General features: G+C 38.6%; 13 protein-coding genes. 2 read left to right on the forward strand and 11 right to left on the reverse strand.

Features of this window, described 5'->3' with window-relative positions:
- Nucleotides 1-43: 43 nt before the first annotated feature.
- The 10 genes from LVD47_RS00145 to LVD47_RS00185 form a co-directional block, all read right to left on the reverse strand.
- On the reverse strand, nucleotides 44-1,249 hold the full coding sequence (locus LVD47_RS00145; RefSeq protein WP_236973480.1) for a sialidase family protein: 1,206 nt from the start codon (nucleotides 1,247-1,249) through the stop codon (nucleotides 44-46).
- A gap of 543 nt (nucleotides 1,250-1,792) precedes the next feature.
- Nucleotides 1,793-2,164, reverse strand: a complete 372-nt coding sequence (locus LVD47_RS00150; protein ID WP_236973481.1) for a helix-turn-helix domain-containing protein — start codon at nucleotides 2,162-2,164, stop codon at nucleotides 1,793-1,795.
- The gene (locus LVD47_RS23920; RefSeq protein WP_369427725.1) at nucleotides 2,142-2,411 is read right to left on the reverse strand and encodes a type II toxin-antitoxin system HigB family toxin; all 270 of its coding nucleotides are present in this window, start codon (nucleotides 2,409-2,411) and stop codon (nucleotides 2,142-2,144) included. Before LVD47_RS23920 ends, LVD47_RS00150 begins: the two co-directional genes overlap by 23 nt.
- 385 nt (nucleotides 2,412-2,796) lie before the next feature.
- Nucleotides 2,797-4,683: a DUF7133 domain-containing protein gene (locus tag LVD47_RS00155; protein WP_236973482.1), complete on the reverse strand. Its 1,887-nt coding sequence runs from the start codon at nucleotides 4,681-4,683 to the stop codon at nucleotides 2,797-2,799.
- Between the two features lie 18 nt (nucleotides 4,684-4,701).
- Nucleotides 4,702-6,120 (reverse strand): 3-keto-disaccharide hydrolase, encoded by a 1,419-nt coding sequence (locus LVD47_RS00160; RefSeq protein WP_236973483.1) that lies wholly within the window; start codon nucleotides 6,118-6,120, stop codon nucleotides 4,702-4,704.
- Nucleotides 6,121-6,844: 724 nt separating this feature from the next.
- A complete protein-coding gene (locus LVD47_RS00165) occupies nucleotides 6,845-7,864 on the reverse strand; it encodes a zinc-binding alcohol dehydrogenase family protein (protein WP_236973484.1) in 1,020 nt (339 codons plus the stop codon).
- A 398-nt stretch (nucleotides 7,865-8,262) separates the two neighbouring features.
- On the reverse strand, nucleotides 8,263-9,135 hold the full coding sequence (locus LVD47_RS00170; protein WP_236973485.1) for a DUF2961 domain-containing protein: 873 nt from the start codon (nucleotides 9,133-9,135) through the stop codon (nucleotides 8,263-8,265).
- 265 nt (nucleotides 9,136-9,400) lie between these two features.
- Nucleotides 9,401-10,870 carry a RagB/SusD family nutrient uptake outer membrane protein gene (locus LVD47_RS00175; protein ID WP_236973486.1) on the reverse strand — a complete coding sequence of 490 codons (1,470 nt, stop codon included), beginning with the start codon at nucleotides 10,868-10,870 and terminating at the stop codon, nucleotides 9,401-9,403.
- A 10-nt stretch (nucleotides 10,871-10,880) separates the two neighbouring features.
- Nucleotides 10,881-14,315 carry a SusC/RagA family TonB-linked outer membrane protein gene (locus LVD47_RS00180; RefSeq protein ID WP_236973487.1) on the reverse strand — a complete coding sequence of 1,145 codons (3,435 nt, stop codon included), beginning with the start codon at nucleotides 14,313-14,315 and terminating at the stop codon, nucleotides 10,881-10,883.
- A gap of 121 nt (nucleotides 14,316-14,436) precedes the next feature.
- Nucleotides 14,437-15,522 (reverse strand): FecR family protein, encoded by a 1,086-nt coding sequence (locus tag LVD47_RS00185; RefSeq protein ID WP_236973488.1) that lies wholly within the window; start codon nucleotides 15,520-15,522, stop codon nucleotides 14,437-14,439.
- A 187-nt stretch (nucleotides 15,523-15,709) separates the two neighbouring features.
- On the opposite strand from LVD47_RS00185, the gene LVD47_RS00190 reads away from it, so the two are divergent.
- Both LVD47_RS00190 and LVD47_RS00195 read left to right on the forward strand, forming a co-directional pair.
- Nucleotides 15,710-16,276 carry an RNA polymerase sigma-70 factor gene (locus LVD47_RS00190; RefSeq protein WP_236973489.1) on the forward strand — a complete coding sequence of 189 codons (567 nt, stop codon included), beginning with the start codon at nucleotides 15,710-15,712 and terminating at the stop codon, nucleotides 16,274-16,276.
- 1,179 nt (nucleotides 16,277-17,455) lie between these two features.
- Complete coding sequence (locus LVD47_RS00195; protein WP_236973490.1) at nucleotides 17,456-18,577, forward strand: ATP-binding protein; 1,122 nt, start codon at nucleotides 17,456-17,458, stop codon at nucleotides 18,575-18,577.
- Between the two features lie 379 nt (nucleotides 18,578-18,956).
- Here LVD47_RS00195 and LVD47_RS00200 read toward each other — a convergent pair whose 3' ends face one another.
- A complete protein-coding gene (locus LVD47_RS00200) occupies nucleotides 18,957-20,327 on the reverse strand; it encodes a purple acid phosphatase family protein (protein WP_236973491.1) in 1,371 nt (456 codons plus the stop codon).
- Between the last annotated feature and the right edge of the window lie 125 nt (nucleotides 20,328-20,452).

Here is a 20,452-nt window from a genome sequence, read left to right on the forward strand (position 1 = left end):
AAGAAATTGTAAAGGCATTAACAAAATGAGAACAACTTCACTTTCAATCCTCTGGATCAAAGATGGTGCTCGCAATATACCTATAGGGCGCATCCGGTTTTTGCAAGGCATTATTCCAATAATATGTCATCAATAATTTACCATCCGGCCGCTGGATCATTTGTGGATAACCGACATCTCGAGTAGCGCCATCGCCTTCCCGCAATACAATTTCCTTCCCCCATGTTCTACCTTTATCTTTACTAAATTTTACATTAACCCTAGAACCTTCGGTACTTCTATAAATATACCCCAATGCCAACCGTCCGTCATTCATTTTCACTAACGCAGGAGGTGAACCACCCTCCCCGGTATCTTCCACCGGGTTTTCCAATTTTTCCCATGAATCGCCATTATCTGTAGATATATAACTGGATAAAGAGCTTTTCCCATCTACTGATCGAGCACGAATTACCGTTAACAATTCACTTGACCCTAACCGGACACTTGAAGGCATAATTTCGAACTTCCCCGGTTCAGGGCCTACCCATGACACCAATTCCCAACTTACGCCCCCATCTCTAGTGCGCGACAATACTACTCTACCTTCTTTTTTATTGGATTTAGCTACTGTAAGGAAAGCAAAAAGATCTTGCTTGCCATTGACTAAATAATCGGTTCGGCTGGCAACCCCATCTGTGCCGAGGTTAGGGAACCAATAAGGCCCTTTCCAGTCGTTTCCTCTATTCTGAGAATAGTAGAAATGAGTAGGACCGTCATTGTTGTTATGTCTTTGAAAAGTAATTAGAAAATCAGGGTCGGTAAAGTCTTTCACGCCCTCCTTCAACTCCTCTGGTGCTACTTCCTCACCATCAATATAGTGGTCATAGGCCCATCCCTTTTGTCCTATATCATAAGCATCCGTAATCTTCCATGTTTTTCCACCGTCCATACTCCGGGCATACTTATGCCTGGCTGCTTTGGAATCATACGTGTGGGCTCCGTCGGAATCTTTGTGATCCGAAACCACAAAACCCATCAACACTTCATCATCCCAATTCCACATTCCATTATTGGCAGGCCATCCTGCAAATTTTCCTTCCTCATAAAAAACAATGCCGTGTTCTATTTCCCCGGATGAGGTTTCTTTTTTATCATCTTTTGATTCGGCGCATGAAACCAATAAAATACTTATCAAACAGAGCGAAAAATAAAGAATGGGATATTTATTGCCATTCTTTATTTGAGTAATATTTATTGTACTCTTCATATTTACTAAACTTTTTATTATCAAGTTGAATGATTCACTGATCCATGGCTTTGCCAAAAATACAATTCCTGCAGATATATTTCAGCCCGGAATTAAATACAAAAATAAATAATAGTCCCATTGGGATCCCCATGACATAAGGCTAAAAAAGTTAACAAAACTAAGGTTCTTGTCAGGTCGCAAAGGACTCCTTGGGTGAATCCACTACTGACAATTTAAGGAAAGATCGTCAAGTCAGTCCCGTCACATAGTAATCCCTTTTGGGGCATTAACTGCGGGATGACGAGAACCGTGGTGTGGTTTTGTTGGATAGAAATGCGAGCGATCTATTCGTACATTCGTGGTTTAGAAAACGCTAATGTTCAGTGGCTCCATTTTAGTTAGATTAGTAAATGTGATCATTTTCCGCTCAGGTGTTTTCAGTTTGCACAATTGTTCCAGAGGCTAAGCCAAACATAAAGTATTTATTATAAGCAAATTGGCAGCTAAAATCAGACATGTTTAGAACATTCTGGAAGACCATATCAATAAAAATACGCAGTATCAATCATTTTGGGAATATTCCCGTATCAGAACTTCTGCAGGAATATTCAGTTTCTTATGAAGTTTGCGGATCATATTCAGATTTAGTTTTCTACGTCCCGAAAAAATATCACTCACCCTGCTTTGATAGCCCAAGATCTCGCTTAGGTCGGACTTCTTCAGGTTCATCTGGTCTAATCGGAATTGAATGGCCTCAAGTGGATTGGGAGGACCTACGGGATAAAACTTCTTTTCATATTCTTCAATTAAAATGCTAAACACTTCGAGTTCATCTGATTCGTTGGAATCCTCGAGTAATTCACTTTGCATCAATTCATACGCGCGCTCCAGGTAAGCTTCGTATTGTTCCTTATTTTTTACTGGTTTTAACATATTGTACCTTTTTTACATCAATTCGATCATATTCCGAATGGGTTCCTACCCAAACTATAAAAATTATTTTCAGTCTATACTCCACATCCACTATCAATCTATGGTGATTGCCCTTAATATTAAAAACAACTCGCTTCGAAGAAATAATGGAAGCACTTCCAAAATCCTCCTTTAACTCATTTGTACTGCCCCACGAAGCTTTAATCCGGAAAATTAATAGAATTTTTCGCCCAAAGGGCAGGCGAATTGCAAAATACTGATTATAAAATCATTAAAAACAGAAGACAGTGTGTTAATTTCAGTTCATTCCCCAAATTTGGGTGACCAATATTTTGCAATTGCCTGTCGCGTCCTGACATTTATCGTCAGGAGACTAATCCTGGCACGATTGATTGTAGATCAATTATTTACAATCAATCGTCGCCATTATTCATGATTTTTTCGTGAATAAAGTGGGTTAGAAACTTCTTCGCTCCAAGACTTCAACGGTTCTTCAGTCAAAGGATGTTTTAGCCAATACTTCCGTAAAGTACTCAAAGCAATCACTCTCATAACGATTTAAATATACAAAATGTTACCAAATTGGTAAAACATTGCCAACCACAGACGAAATTTGCGCTATATGGATGATTCTATTTATCCAAACCCCGGATCCACTTTGCTATTCTTTCCAGATCTTCTTCCGGGACATGTGACATAGGAGGCATTGGCGTAGCGAACTCAGGCCAATTGCCGGGTTTGGGTGATTGGATCAATTCAATCATTTCTTCGATGGAATACCGCTTTTTCGAAATTTCCGAAAACGATGGCCCTACTCGCTTATCTGACAAGTGGTGACAGGACTGACAGGTATATTTAGCTAATAACAAATCAATATCTTTTGAATTATCTTCCGAGGAAACATCACTCATACTTTTTCCAACACCGACTGTAAATCCCGGACTTTTTTCCGTTTTCTGTATAGGCGCCTGGACTTTATTGCTTTCTGTAAGTACCAACTCATCTCCCGTTGGTATCTGATTCACGGTATAATATCCTACGCTGTGCAATAAGGCCGAGTTTTGTAAAGAAATTACGCCCGGCAAACTTATCTCATGGATATATCCCAGCCGAATCGAATCCAACACCAACCTAACACGCTTCTGGTCTTTAGAAACTTCAATTGCTTTTATTCCAGTGGGATTGGAATTTATGACAGGACTGCCATATTTCTTGTGATACTTGTATGTAAAAGATCTAATATTATAGGAACGAACATCCCTCGCAGATGATAACTCGACGGGTTTTGTAAAGGTTATTTCAAAACCATCCGGTCTTATTTGCACCGATTTCATTTCAAACGGAACCTCCCCATTCCATACTAATCGCTGTAATCCGTACAATTCACCTCCGGTCGAACCCCAACCGCGGGCAGTCATCCCAACAAAAATAGAACTGTCTCTCCCCCAATCCATCCGCATGACTCCGGAAGAAAAACCACTTCTAAATGGGAAAACCACTCCTTGCTTTACACCATTGATTTCTTCTAAAAAGACTCTGTTTATCATACTTTGCCCCTGATCACCTATAAATATCTGTCCATCAAATGGACCAAAATTGCTACCCGGATCGGTCAAAATATCAGAAGTGGAAACACCAATCACAGCATGCGGCAGCCAGACAGCAGGCGATTTCAACCCTTCGATATCTTTGGCAACTTTGTACATTGGCTCACCCGTATTGGGTATATCTTCTTGTTTCAATGCAATGGGAGAATTCTCTTCGCCTGACCAGGCCAATGATGCGGGATGTCCTACAAAATCACCTTTTTCAAGTACATTCAGCCAACCAGACCCGATCCAACCTCCTTGATTGTCCGTATAGTAGATACTCCCGCTATCATCAATCGCTAAGCCGGCCGGAGATCTCATACCTGCAGCGAAAGGAATTAATACCCCTTCAGGGGTTATTTTCATCATCCATCCACGCCACTTGACCTTACTCAACATTTCGCCTCCGATCCAACCCAGGTTCAGAGTAACAAACATATTGCCCTCTTTATCGAAAACAGGTCCGTATGCATATTCATGATAATTGCCTGTCAAATGAAAAGCCTGAACCGTTTTATATTCATCCGCCCTTCCATCGCTATCAACATCCCGCAATCGCGTCAATTCCTGACGTTGGGCAACAAAAATATCGCCATCGTGATACGATAACCCCAGGGGTTCATGCAATCCCTGTGCGAATAAAGAGTAGTGCGGCTTTTCTCCATATTTTCGATAAGGGTTGGATACGACCCACACCTCTCCCCGCCGCGTACAAACGGCCAATTTACCATTGGGCAAAAGAGTCAATCCACCTACTTCTAAAATAATATCTTGCGGAATCTCCAGCGTCTGGATTTGATAATAATCTTCTTCTTTCGGATAATAAACAGAATCGGATTCCTCATGCTGCCCATACCCTTTAAAAAGAAAAAGTATAGCCAGGAAAATATAAAAAAATCTGCTGATGAAAAGGTTTTTTGTTTTTTCCATTTTTTTATGCTCTTAGCCCTACCAGATAATTTTATATTCGAACAAATCAGGCTGATCTGAAAGGGGAACCCTCAGTTCCTGATTTTTCCCCAATGAAAGTATTTCTGGAGCGTATTTTTGATCTAGTTCGATGTAATAAGAATGGTTAATCCGGTATAAATTGGTTGCTACTTTTTGAATTAGGTTTCCATTAGCGACACGAAACAGCCAATTTTTATCCTGGGAAGAAATTTCGACCCTTCTCAATAACCCCGATCGACCGTCCATCGGAGCAATATGATCATTGACAGAGTTCCCTTCCAATGAATATTGAAAAACAGGATTCCGCCTTTCATCCAATGTATACCCTTCCATATGTATATCTTCCAGCTCGTAAAGACCTATCCATTCTTCTTTTATCCGATCCCTGTCCGTTAGATTGGGAAGGTCAGAAAAGGTAACAATACTTCCCATAGGTGAAGCCACTTGCGAATTCCCCCGACGATGCCACATACCGGTAGTTTCTATAAAATCCCCCCGCCACACCTGCAACAGCGCCCCTTGCCGGGTATCATACGAATAATTTATTCCTTCGGGATAGCCTACAGAAATAGCATAAGGCAATTTTTCACCATTAAAATCCAGGTAACTTCGCAAAACATAGGGCGAACCATTAGGTCTGACGTAAATAGGATCTTCTACGGATTCATTTTCATCATATTCTATTTCACCCAAGCTACTGATTTTTATATTTCTCAGGGCTACTTTTCCATGATCTCCCTGAACCATCAATGGTCCTAGTTCCTTTTCATCCGAATAAAACGAAGACCGTGTGGGGCCACCGACCTCCACCTGACTCTGGACCAATAAACCATTTAAATATACTTTTTCAAACCGGGCATTCTTTATTTTATTTCCATTCTCGTCAAATTGAGGCGCCCTGAAAAATATCCGCAGATGTTGCCATAGTCCGGGAGCACGACTTGCATTTACCAGTGGTGGAACGCCTTCAAAACCTTTTTGCCCTTCTTCTCTATTCTCGTCCCATCGTTGATAAATTCCACCGCAATCATAATGTCCCGGAAATTCTTTTTTCCAACTATCCAGTAATTGCACTTCATATCGTCCCATAAGATATATACCCGAATTGGATTCCGGAGCCATCATAAAATCGAGTTCCAATTCGATATCTCCATACGATTCTCTTGTCAGTAAGTGACCCCGGTTTTCTTCGGTTGGGACATTTACCAGCACTCCCTCTCCATTAACAATTTTTTCCTCGTCAGCCAGATCACCCATTCCCCACCAGACATCACTGGCATTTTGCCAGTTGTCTGCAGGTTTATCAAAGTCAATGTATTCCAATAATTGAAAGCCATCTCTTTCTTGTGCGATTACTTTATTCAGGAAAAATGAAAGAAATAAAAAGAGGACCCAGCCTAAGTAATTTGATATCATTCTGCGCAATAGTTCTAACTAAATTTTACAAAAATTATAGAAGAACCCAAAAGTAATAAGTTATTACTTAAAATTAAGAATGTAAAACAATAAAATAATCCACATTTAATTTCACATAAATAAACTTGTACAATATTAATTTTATAAACTTCTATAAGTCATGGCTTTTCTTCAACAGCTTAACTAAATAATTCTGTTCTTAGAGAGGTTATTTTTTGGAAGTTTAAAACTATTCGCCTGATTTGGATTAATGGTGTTAATAATGCTATGGATTCGGTAATCCTAACTTCCAATACAAAGGAGGATATAAATGAGGTGCAGTATATATGGGCGGTTATATTTGACACTTTCCAAGAAGAAGTGGTAAAGGTTAATTTATCAATATTTTCGGATGAGTACTTCACTAAGAATAATCAGTTTCTTACGAAGTTTGCGGTTCAAATTCAGATTTAGTTTCCTGCCCACTAAAAAGCATCATATTCCCTGCTTCAGCAACCTAAAATTTCACTTATATCCAATTTTTAAAGTTCATCTGGTACAATAGAAATTGAATAACATCGAGCAGATTAGGATATTTTACTGGATAAAACTTTTCTACATAGTCTTCGATTAAAATGCAAAGAACTTCTATTTCATCAGATTCGTCTCAATCCTCGAGTAATTCACTCTTCATTAAATATACCCCTCGCTATAGGTAATCTTCATATTGGTTTTAACATAATTTTCAGTTGAATTGAATTAAAATTTTTAAAATACCCCCGGGCTTTTCAGCCCATTCTTTCATCGCTTCCCCTACAACTTCCGGTCTTATAATTCGGGTCACAAGCTCTTTTTCACCTAAATTGCTAGTCCTTAAATACCTGATAACCGCCTCAAAATCCATTGGATTGGCATTCCTGGAACCCATAATGGTCAATTCCTTTTGTACCCAAAGTTTGGTTGGGAAAGCTACTTCCTGATTGGTATATCCTATACAAACCACCTTTCCTGAAAACCCAACCTCTGCAATTGCTGTCCGATAGGTAATGGGACTTCCTGCAGCTTCAACAACCACTGTTGGTCCAAACCCAGTGGTTAATTGATCAAGTATAAGATGAAGCTCATCATTCCTGGAATTGATGGTATAATGAGCTCCCAGTTGTTTTGCTATCTCTAATTTGCAATCATCAATATCAACAGCAATCACCGTGGCCCCACGCCAGGCAGCTCTGAGGATGGCACCTGTTCCTATCATGCCACAGCCCAGGACCATCACGGTGTCTGTATCCAAAACATTCGCATTATCGATAGCATGAAATCCGACTGTCAATGGCTCCACCAGCGCCAATTGATAGTCATTGAGTCCGTTATCCTTTAATACTTTCTGCCACTGCACCACAAAGTACTCACTCATAGCACCGTCTCTTTGCACTCCCAGCGTTTGGTTGTATTTACAAGCATTAAATCGCTTTTGCTTACAGGAAGCGCATTGGTAACAATGGGTATATGGAACGACCGTAACATGATCTCCCACTCTAAAATTATCAGGAACATGACTTCCAACTTCTTCTATAGTTGCTGAAATTTCATGACCGGGGATTCTCGGATATTCGACCAGGGGATTTTCACCTAAATACGTACTCAAATCCGAACCACATAGACCAATATAATTCACTTTTAATAAAACCTCTTCTCGGCCACATTCAGGTTCCTGACGATCAGCCCATTTAATAACTCGTGGTTCGGTAATTTCTATCGTTTTCATTCTTTTTTCACATTGATTTCATTACCTTTAATTCGGAAGCCCTTCAGAGGTTTGTCTTCTTTTAAACCTTCCGGAATATAAAGCTTACTCCGATAAATCCAGGCTTCTATCAAAGTCCGGCCAAGAGGGATTTTAATGTTCAATCTGAACCTGCAGGGTTCTTCATAAGTAAACAAAATTCCTTTAAATAGATTGAAATTACCGTCATATTTGATCACTGAATTCCCTCTAAAAATAAAAATTCAATTGCTCAAGAAGATAGTTGTTTTGTAATGAAAAACGTCGATTCGGAAGCTCCACTTATTCAAACTACCCAAGCATCCACGACAGTTCATTCTACAACTCTCCTTAACTCAATCAAAGTGTACAGGAACACCTTTGATTATTTATATTTTTGTCTACCACTCATAAACCCAAACATAAGTTGTATAATTAGTAGGCGGCGCAGTCCAGCTTTCTCTCTCAGTTTTCTCACCACATACTAGTGTCAACCTTAATCCATTGCTAAAAAAAAGTGGATCTTCTTCGTGGAGCCTAAAAGCTGAAAAGGAATGATCTTTTTCTTCAAAATGTGTAAGCCCAGCCATTGGCGTAACGTAACGGCCTCGATTGAAATAATAAGTTCCAAGAAAATAATCCTCCAGTCCGGAAGATAAAAGAAGAGGTTTTTCAGATTTATCAATATAGGCACGGACTGTGCTTTCAAGATATCCCCATCCGGTACTATTAGCCGCTATGGCTACCTGGTATAACATACCTGAAATACTATCTATATGGCACATATTGAATTCTTCCATGGATTTAGCATTGTAATCCTCCAACTTATAAAGTTTTAACCGTGCATTATCTGGAATTTTCACTCCGGAAAATTCTATCGGTATGTTCTCCGTGCCACGAATGGAGTACCAAAATCGAGCGCTTTTGACTTGTTCTCCATTTGGTATTTGCCCTGTTATGCGAATGCTGCGATGGAATGGGATTCGATAACTATTGTACAGGCCGCCTGGCCATCCTGTCTTTCCAATCCTATGGTTTCCCCATGGAGCATACGGATCCAGAAAACCTATGCCATGCCCCATTAACAGACTCATATCGATCGAAGGAATTTCCTCGCCATCCACATAGATGCGTATCTTCAGGTTCCCTAAGCCATCATCCCAGCCCCGGTTGTTCCCACCAAACCACATATGATTAATTACTCCCTTCCCTTTGTGAGAAAAAAGCTCGGCTTCTACACCCCCTTCTAAAATATAAACCGCCTTACCGGTCATGCCAAATGGCTTAAGGCTATTGGTTTCCAGTGGGGGAATCTTATTTGTACAAGACGTCATAAAACAGCAGACAGACAAAGTTAGGAAACAATTTGTTATTAGTCTTTTCATGATATTTCAAGTTCTTTGTTTTAAAGCACCAATCTACTCCTTAATATTTTATGATTGCAAAAACAGTTAAATTAATCTCATTTTAAAAGATCCGTCTGCCTATACTTCTAAAAAGTATTCCCAGGGATTTCATTTTACAGACTATTCCTAACACTCAATATCCCGGATTTTGCCACATATAATCTCGGTCAGGATTACGATTTAATACTTCCCTGGGAATGGCGAATAACAACTGATGATCTCTAACTTTATAATTATTAGGATCAGGATAAGTTTCAGCTACTAAAAAAGAATTGACAACTTCAAAAACTCTATTTGTTCTGACTAAATCAAACCAACGTATATTTTCAAATGCAAATTCTAACCGTCTTTCTTTTTCAATAGCCAAACGAAAAGATGCTTGATTAGAAACTTCCGAAGAATTGAGAGGTACTAAACCTGCACGATTTCTATTCCAGTTGAGTATATCCAAAGCTTGGCCGGTTGATGAGTAGTTTAATTCATTAAGAACTTCAGCATACATTAAATAGACATCAGAAATTCGTAAAACAGGCCAGTTAATTTCAAAATCAAATCTAGCTGTGGCATTACCGACCACAAATTTCTTTACCCATACTGTAGAAGTATTTACATCCCCAGTCAATGTTTTATAACCTTTTTGAACAGTAATATCTCTTCTTTTATCCTCATCGCTAAAAGCATCATAAATATCTTGAGATGCATAGAAATACCCATTATCACCTCCAAAGGGCACTTCATCTGAGCTTATATCAGGTGGAATAACTTCTGAACTGTAACTATTTCCTTGTCCTATATTACCAGAAACAAACTGGATTTGAAAAACAAATTCTTTCCCATTGTCATTAGCATCATCCCAAATATCTTCCCAGTTACTAAAACGCTCGAAAAATCCGGAATTAATAATATCTTCTAATTCCGCTTTTGCAGAATTCCAGTCTTTTTGAGTAAGATAAACTCTTGAAAGTATACCCTTTGCTGCATATAAGGTTGCTCGACCTATATCATTTCCTTCCCATGCCGCTGGCAATTCATTTGCGGCTTGTTTTAATTCATCAATCAAAAATTTATACATCTCTGTATCAGTGGCCCGGGGAGTTTTTCTTACTTCCTCTGGTGTCGAAACCTTATCTACAAGAGGAATTCCTCCAAACAATCTAAATAAATCAAAATAAGCCAATGCTCTTAAAAACCTTACTTCACCTTTAGCAAAAATCTTTCGTTCTTCTCCCAAAGTAAACTCTACATTATCAATGTTATCAAGTACATAATTGCAGGCTGTAATAGCTCTATAGTATCCCTGCCAGGCACTCCAACATATATTTGTAACTTCGTCATCATTAAATCTACTTACTATTGTATAATTATAAACAGAATATGATGTCGAATGGTTATCAGATCTAGCTTCAGCCATTTGTGGCAGGTAGTTAATATACGGATTTTTAAAAAGATTGTAAGCACCATTAACTGCTAATAATACTCCTTCTTCATTTTCATAAAAAGAGCCAGTATTAAATTGCGAAATTGGTGCCTTGTCCAAATAATTTTCACAACTAAAAGTGAGAATCAGATAAAATAATAATATTGCGATTTTATATTTTTTCATGATTTAGATTTTAAAAAGTTAAGTTAATTCCAACCATATATTTTCGCGTAAGTGGGTGCGTTCCATAATCATGACCTGGATAGGTTGTTAGGTTCCCATCCGAATTTCCTTCTACATTAACTCCTGGATAACTATCGAAAGTAAAAACATTGTCAGATGCTATGTAAATTCGAAATTTATCAATACCAAGTGTGGTTAGCAATGATTTTGGTAATGAATAGCCCATATTGATATTTTTAATTCTTAAAAATGCAGCATTATATAGCCATGAATCATTAAACCATGCATTATCCCCCATACCAAATGGCAGCGGTACAGTGCCATCCCCTGGTTCTTCGGCTGACCGATAGCCATTTAACCAACGTTTCCTTTGATTTTTATGCGGCTCTCCAAAATCTATACCTCTAGCCATGAAAAAAAAGAGATCGGCACCCCACTGACCTTGCAGCAGGAACCTTAAATCAAAATTTTTAAATTTAAATGAGTTTTGAAGTCCAAAAATAAAATCGGGATTTGCTTTTCCTAATATTTTCCTATCGCTATTATCGATTATGCCATCATTATTTTGATCTATAATCTTTGTGTTTCCAACTTCTTGATTTGGAAGATGGGGATCATCCAATGAATATAAGAGTCCGTCTGATTCGTATAAATAAAAGGCTCCCATTGGTTCACCAACTTCTGTGATGTTTGTAGGTGCACCCCACCTGGAAACGATAATAGGTTCATTGGTCTCCCCAAGTTGTTTAACCTCATTTACATTATTTGAAAGATTAAATGTTGATTCCCATTTAAAATTGACTTTTTCAATTATCCGTCCAAAGACTTCCATTTCCCACCCTCGATTTTGAACTTGACCGATGTTTGTAATATTACTTCCAAACCCCGTCGCTGTGGGTACTGGTACATTAAGAAGCATGTCATTCGTATTATTCAAATATCCATCTAATGAAAGTTGGACCCGGTTATTGTAAAGTGCCAAATCAATTCCCACATTACTTGTTTCCGTTGATTCCCATCCAAGTATTGGATTATCAATAGATCCCGGTCTAAATCCACCAATTACATTTCCATTAAATGAATAACTTGACCCAGACATTGAACCTATGGCACTGTAATTTCCAATAAAATTATTTCCCGCTTTCCCCCATGAAGCACGTAGTTTCAGAAAGCTGATTACACCTATATCTCTCATAAAACTCTCCTTACTTAGAATCCAGGCTCCAGAAAGAGAAGGAAACAAACCAAAACGCGTTTCAGCTCCAAATCGAGATGATCCATCATATCTTAGTGCAGAACTAAATAAATATTTTTCATTAAAATCATATAAGACCCTTCCAAAAACTGATGCTATACGATGTTCACTTCTTGAAGAGGTTGCAGTAGTTGGTGTTGCTGCCACATTCATTGTATAAATTAAATCATTAGGATATCCCGTGGCCTCGCCGCGTAAATAAGAATAGTTTTCACCTTCAATTGATGTTCCCACCAAAGCATTGAGATTATGATTGTTATTAAACTGATTTTTATACGAAAGTGTGTTCTCAAAGATATAATATGCATTTGTAGTACTACTTTCATTTCCTATTGGTAATGATCCTAGCCTTACATTGGAGGTTTGGAAATAAGTATTTCTATGTTCTCTTCGATCGTAACCAAAAGACGTTCTGAATTGAAGATTTTTCAATACTTCTGCATTTAGAAAAATTGACGAACGTATTCTATTTCTATTTACACGATCAATTGTTTCTTCAGAAAGAGCAATTGGATTAACCAAAAAACTAATCATCCCTTCGGTGTATCCTAGTTTTTCAGTTCCGATATCTGTTCCTAAAGTTGGCCACATAAAAGTTGCTTTATGAGGAAGACTTTCTTTTCCATCAACAAGACCTCCGGTGTAAGTAGAAAAAGATGGTGTAAGATTTAACCCCACGCTAACTTTTGGTGTAATTTTAAAATTTGTATTTGACCTAAATGAAAAAACTTCATAATCGCTATTTATTACAATTCCTTCTTGATTGACATAATTACCAGATAATAGGTAAGTTGCTTTATCTGTCCCTCCAGACAATGACAACTGGTAGTTCTGCATGGGGGCTAAACGATATATTTCATCTTGCCAGTCAACATTAGGAACGGTTTCAGGATTACTCCAACTTGAAGGTATAACAGTCACTGATGATCGCACACTATTAGGATCGTCAATATTTCCTCCAGACCTTACCCAAGCTTCATTTCTTGCCCAAGTCGACCATTCTATGTATTCATCTTTATTCATTACATCAATTACATTTTCTCTTTGCTGAATACTATAATAGCTATTAAAGGATAAAGTAGGTGCTCCAATTTTTCCAGATTTACTTGTAACTATTACAATTCCACCAGCACCACGTGCACCATAGATTGCTGCAGCTGAAGCATCTTTCAATACTTCAATACTTTCAATATCTTGTGGGTTGATGTCCTGCAAGGTAGTAGTTGGAACTCCATCAATTATATAAAGCGGTTCTACTCCGCTAGTTACACTATTTGTTCCACGTATAACAACTTTAAGATCTTGCCCCGGTTTTCCACTTGCATTCATTGCTCTAACTCCAGCCAGTTGTCCGGCAAATGCCTCTGAAATGGAAGTAATAGGTCTGTTTTCTATAGCCTCTGCCTTGATATTAGAAATTGAAGTAGTAATATTGGACTTTTTTACACTTCCATACCCAACGACTACCAATTCTTCCAATTCAGATATATTTTCTCGTAATTTTATTGCTATAATTTGTTTTCCATCCAAAGATATTTCTTGAGTTTGATATCCGATATATGAAATAACCAACACAGCATTTTCATCTACATCTTCCAATGTAAAATTCCCATTGAAGTCAGTGGACGCTCCTTTATTGGTACCCTTCACCAATACATTTACACCTATTAGTGGTTCACCGACTTGATCTGTCACCGTACCCGAAATATTGACTACCAATCTTTTATTGTACACTTCTTGAGCACTAAAAGTACCCAACGGTGCAAGCACCTTGGATCTTCTAGACTTCACTAGTTCTCCTTCATCCACGATATCCTGGAAATGTTCGATCATCTTCCTAAGGGACTTCAATCCTTCCTCGTCGTTTTGATAAATTACCACATATTTTTGGTCAAACAAACGGTATTTCAGATTAGTATTTCTGAGCACAAAAGACAAGGCTTCCTCCAAGGAGGTATAACGATCCTCATTGTATTCCACTGTAATATCGGATGCAATGGAACGGTCATAGTTGAAAAAAACTTCAAATTTCTGCCCTATTTTGTAAAATGCCTCTTCCAGCAGGACTTCGTCCTGGCTGTCCGGCACTGCAGATCCCACCTGCGGAATTTGAAGGGCCATTAAAAATATCCAGCATAAAAGCATTTTTATTTTTTGCTTTTTTCTACAGAATCTTCGTAACTTCATCATTGAGTTAGCAATTTAATTGTTAATGAATTTAGTGTATCGGACGGCGCATTAATCCGGTTATAATATAATGCGGGAGGTTCCCTCAAACGGCCCGTAAAAGAATTTAATTTATACTTTCCGGTTAGTTCACTGTCCGTTTTTTTATTCCTATCGTATCGTCTGTTATCTCTGTTATTTCAATTTTCAACATCATCTCCATCATTTCGGTTACCGTTTCCCAATTCTCAAAAGGGACACCGAATTCCACCCGCTTATTCAATAGCTTCTGATCATCCACTTCAAAAGATTTACCGTAAATATCTTCGAGGCTTTGTAACATTACCCGGAACTCCACATCCCTATAACTCAAGGTTCCTTCTCGCCAGGCAGAGTGTTCTTCAGTTGCCTCCATTTTCTTTTGCACCAATGTGTTTTCATCCGAAGAAAAGCTTACCAAGTCCCCGGGGCTCATATGGATCACACGTGAAGAATCCAGTTGCATTCCCTCCGGACCCGTAGGTTCTTTTTCAGCAGCATCCAATGATGGGGTTTCATCCTTATTCAACTCCAAGACAACAATCCCTCGTTCCAGATACACTTCTGTCTTTCCTCTTCGTTGAGAAGCATTAAAGGCCGTTCCCAGTACATTAATAGTTAGGTCAGAGGTCTGCACTTCAAAAGGCATTTTCAGTTCCGTACCCTTTTCACCCTCCATACTCACGTGGGATACATCAAAGAAAGCTTCCCCTTGTAATTTTACTTTTCGTACTTTATTCCCTTCCCAGTCTTTATTCCAAATTAATTTGGAATGTGCATTGAGGCTTACTTTCGTTCCATCGTCCAATACGATTTCCTGTGTTTCGCCATATTCCGTCTCGTAGACCATCAAGCTACTATCCGTATTCCACCAATCCGCTACAAAATACACGCCTAATACAATCGCCGCTGCCGCAGACCATTTCCAAACCTTTCGCCATACTGCTACTGCTTTCATTGCATTTCTGCGCTTCGCAACGCTCGCCTCCACCAATCGCCCCCAGTTCAATTCCTCCAGAATTTCCGACCGATCCATGCCTGTCCATACTTCTTTTAGCATTTCATCCATCTCTTCGGGCCCCGAAGTCATTTTTATTTTTTCAATCAATTCGTCCCTTTCTTCGGGGGTACAGGATTCGTCCAAATACTTTCGCATCAAGATCCGGATTCTATTCTTTTCGCTATTACTCACTTCCTGCTTTTAGATTGATTAAAAAATAAAATTAAATTTTCCAATATAAATGCTTAATTAAAAACGGTCATAGTATATGACGACCGATATTTACAATCATACCAGCATCGAATAAAAAAATTTAATAAATTTGGATTTTAAGGGATTATATAGATATTTGTATGGATAGAATATACTAATACCTCTGATGAAGGAAGTCGTCGATATACAATTTTTATTTCTCAATTACCGCGACAGGTGCTACGGATTTTTTATTAAAATCCTGAAGGATCGCGAACTGGCAAAAGATCTGACCCAGGATATTTTTGTCAACCTGATCCTGAAAAAGAAAGAATTGACCGAGGTACGGAATTGGGACAACTATATTTATATGATTTGCCGAAACCGGGCCTACGACCACCTCAAAAGAGCCGGTCACGATAAAAAATACAAAGAATACCTTTTCCGCTACTGGGACCAACCATCGAACCTGGTAAAACCCAAAGCCGAAAAACAAATGGAGTCCGACCATTACCGGGAAATCCTCGAACAATCCCTGAGCCAACTACCTGATCAACAAAGAGTTATATTCAACCTCAGTAAAAAAGAAGGATTATCCCACCAGAAAATAGCCGAAAGACTCAACCTTTCACCTATAACTGTCCGCAATCACCTGCACAGGGCCATGAAAAAGATACGGTCTACCGTAAACCCGGATATTGATTTGATAACGATAGTGGTGGGAAGTCTAGTGGCTTGGCTGATGGGTGGCTAGGTTGGTTTGGAAGATTGGGATACTTGGAATCTGAGGTTTTAATAATTTTCCAGGCAAGATTCGCCAAGCCCGCATATAAGGATTGCACGTGAGCCACGTTTGTCCCCAAAGGCCTGTACAAGCGACAAGTGCGACGACGTCCAGGCTGGACCAAGAGTACACCCCAGGATCTGCAAAAACCCATACTGACAACGCCGGGCGATCACTTAGTGGGTGAACCTAAACCCGATTCCAATGACATGGATTCTTATGTCCATTTTCCTTCTGAACTTTAATGCTGTATTCTGGAATATGTTACATTATTGTTGAATAAAAAAAAGAGGAATGACAGACAGAGAAAACAATATTATCCAACAATTTTCAGAAAGTATAAAAGAATTGAATCCTAATGCAGAAGTCATCCTCTACGAGTCCCCGGGCCACAGAATATACAACTGTTGACTCTGATTGGGATCTTTTAATTCTATTGGACACACCAAAAGTGACTCTAAAAAACAGAACAAAAATTCAAGCCTCACTTGCGGAACATAGAATTTGAAATTGGGCTGTCGATATCTGTTTTTGTAAAAAAAGATTGGGAAATCAAATGTCAAGTAACACCAATTTGCAAAAACATAAAATCCGATGATATCACAACAACGGGAAACAATACCTTGAAGAATAAATTTTTTATCGATTGACTACTACAGAAAACACATTATAAGATGCAGTATTACTAGCAAAACTCAACTGATGGAACTTATGTGTCAATCGACTATACCATGCATGTTCTAAATCCGTTTCAGCTCTCCTGATTATAAATGGCTATTCTATTAAAAGACATAATAGAGTAAGAACTATATTTTTTGAAAATTTTATAGTCACTGGACTTATTCACAAGGAAAACAGTTACTTTAATCGGATTTGTTTGATGGGAGAAGTAAGGGGGATTACTCAGATTTTGTAGGCTTCACAAAGAAACAGTAGAACCAATGATTAGTAAAGTGGAGGAATTTATCAAAAAAAAATAAAAAATCATACTGCTTTGTCCTCTTGAATCCTTATATAGAACGGAGCAAAGCCCCAACCTTATATTCATGGCAGTGAGAAGGAAAAAGAAATAATATAACTTTTATGGATTCAAATCCGAAAATGTTATAACTTTTATGGATTCAAATCCGAAAATGTTATATTCATGCGATGGTAAAAAGAATTCTAAAAGATATAATCCTCTCGAAAGTAGATGGCAATAAAGCTATTGTACTTATGGGCCCCCGACAAGTCGGCAAAACCACTTTATTACAATCCGTATTCAAAAAACAACAAGGCATACTATGGCTGAACGGTGACGAACCTGACATTCAAAACCTGTTTTCCAATATTACCTCTACTCGTTTAAAAGCAGTTATAGGAAACAATAAAATTGTGATAATCGATGAAGCCCAACGAATCCGGGATATCGGTATTCGTCTCAAATTAATTATTGATAACATTCCCAATGTCCAATTAATCGCTACAGGTAGCTCTTCTTTTGAAATAGCCAACCAGGTCAACGAACCGCTAACGGGAAGAAAGTGGGAATATAAAATGTTTCCCCTGTCTTTTCAGGAAATGGTTTCACACAACGGATTCCTGGAAGAAAAACGATTGGTACCACACCGAATGGTTTACGGATACTACCCCGATGTCATCAATCATCAGGGTGATGAAAAAGAGATACTGCATCAATTATCCGATAGCTACCTCTACAAAGACATTCTGATGTGGGAACAGATCAAAAAACCAGATAAACTTATCAAGCTACTCCAGGCACTAGCTTACCAAGTCGGCTCTCAGGTTTCATACAATGAGCTAGCCCAGACTACCGGCCTGGACTCCAAAACTGTAGAGCGTTACATACTGTTACTTGAACAAACTTATATAATATTCAGGTTGCATTCATTTAGCCGAAACCTGCGTAATGAACTAAAATTTAGTAAAAAAATATACTTTTACGACAACGGTATCCGGAATTCTATCATTACAAATTTTAATCAAATAGAGAATCGAAACGATATTGGAGCACTATGGGAAAATTTTATTATTTCAGAAAGGATTAAATATTTGAACTACAATCAACTTTGGACCAACTATTGGTATTGGCGCACACGCCAACAAAAGGAAATCGACTTTATTGAAGAATCAGACGGACATATCAACGCCTACGAGTTTAAATTTAAACCACCCCAAAAGGTAAAACCGCCCCGTTCTTTTTTAAATGCATATAAAAACAGTTCTTTTAAAGTTATTCATTACGATAATCTTGAGGAATTTGTTTTGTAAATGAAATACTGGTTCATTATACCGTATCGCGCACTCCAGATAAGGGATGCAGATATTATACCAATTGCACAAAATTAAATTTGCATTCTCCAAAGACTTTCCATCTTTTTCGCAAAGCCTTTTTAGCCACGGAACAAATCATTTAATATTTATCAGTGATGACCCGTAGTGCTCTGACACGGTAAACATTATACATATATATCTTGGATTTAGTCATCCCGCAGTTAATGCCCCAAAAAGGATCACTATATGACGGGACTGACCTGACTATGTTGAAAAATATGTCAGGAGAGGACTCTACTATGGAGTCCTTTGTAACCTGACCTACCCCCCCTAATACCTCTAATCCTTTTTGTATCAGAGCAGTAGTTCACTCCTCCTACTTATCTCGATTCAAATAAGCCTCCTTATCCGATTCATAACTTTCCACCAATTCCTTATCATACCGATCTTCGAAATTCTGGGGGGGAACTAATGATTCCGGCCCCAAATCAGGCCTTTCCTGATAATTCAATGTACCATCGGCCTTCTTTGATATAGCAAATTCGTCATATACATCACCCATTATCGTCCTGGAAACATAACGCAGGGATTCCGGGCTCACATATATTTCCTGGAAAAGCTGGAGAGAGGTTCCTGCCCGGTCCATCCATTCTTCAAATCGAATGGCGTTCATCCAAGGTCCGGCGACAGAAACAGCATATACAGGAAATACACCATCCATTTGACCGCGGGCATATAAATGCTCATGCCCAGTCAAAACCAAAGGAACTTCATACTTTTCATATAATTCCTTTAACTCGGGGTAACGGATACCGGGCGTCCGATTTCGAGCTGCACTTTCCATGTTATAGTGATGGGTCATAATCACCCAATCCCCTTTAAATTCCTTCAGCCGCTCTTCAGTCCATTTTAATATGGTCTCTTTATGCTTTGACCAAAAAACCAAATTTAGGGAAATCACCCTAATATTATTGTAATCTACATAGTATGTTTCCTCCTTCATCCCTTCCGGGCCATTTTGCGGAAAGGCAAAGCTATGATTCCAAATCGGAGTGATCTTCTCGTAAGTAGTCTTATCGTCAGGATACCATTTATGTTCATGGTTTCCTGGTGTAGCAATGGTAGGATAGTTTTCAAATATCCAACCACCCGCTGGAAAAAATTCCCCCCAATTTTCAATATTCACTGCACTCCTATGGATTAAATCTCCTGCAAAAACCATAAATTTTGCATCCGGATTATGCAATACTGCCTGGCGAATAGCCCGGCTTCCTTTGGAAAAAATAAACCGCTGTACATCTCCGAAATATAAAAATTTGAAAGGTTCGTTTTCCCCTGTAGCCGTAGTAAATTCAGCCCATTCCGACCAATAATCATTATTCCCCACCCGATATGAATACCGCGTATTAGGATCTAAGTTCTCCAAATTTACTGCATGGTAGTTCCAGGTTCCATCATCTGCTGTAAAAGTATCTGACTGCGCCTCAACGGTAATGATTTTATCCTCGAAAAAAGGAGAGGGAGTGGCCTTTGTATATTGCAATTTACTCTCGACTTGCCCCTGCCTGGTACGCCAACAAACCGCTTGAGTAGTGGCAGGATCCGATTCCCAGGTTAACTTTATATGATGAGGTAACTGTTCCAAAAGACTATTATCGTAATCGGAGCTTGATGTTGTTTTCTTTTGGGTAGAACAAGACAAAATAATAATAGGAAGAAACACTAAAACGGGTACTGTGAATTTCATTTTCAGGAGTTTCATTTAAAAACGGAAAGCAAATCTATTCTCTATATGAGTATTTTGATTTAATTTATAAGGTTCATCTAATTCGCGAAGGTATTGAGATTTTCCTGATAGTATATGAAATCTAT

Origin of the sequence: Membranihabitans maritimus (assembly GCF_021729145.1) — a bacterium.
GTDB lineage: Bacteria > Bacteroidota > Bacteroidia > Chitinophagales > Saprospiraceae > Membranihabitans > Membranihabitans maritimus.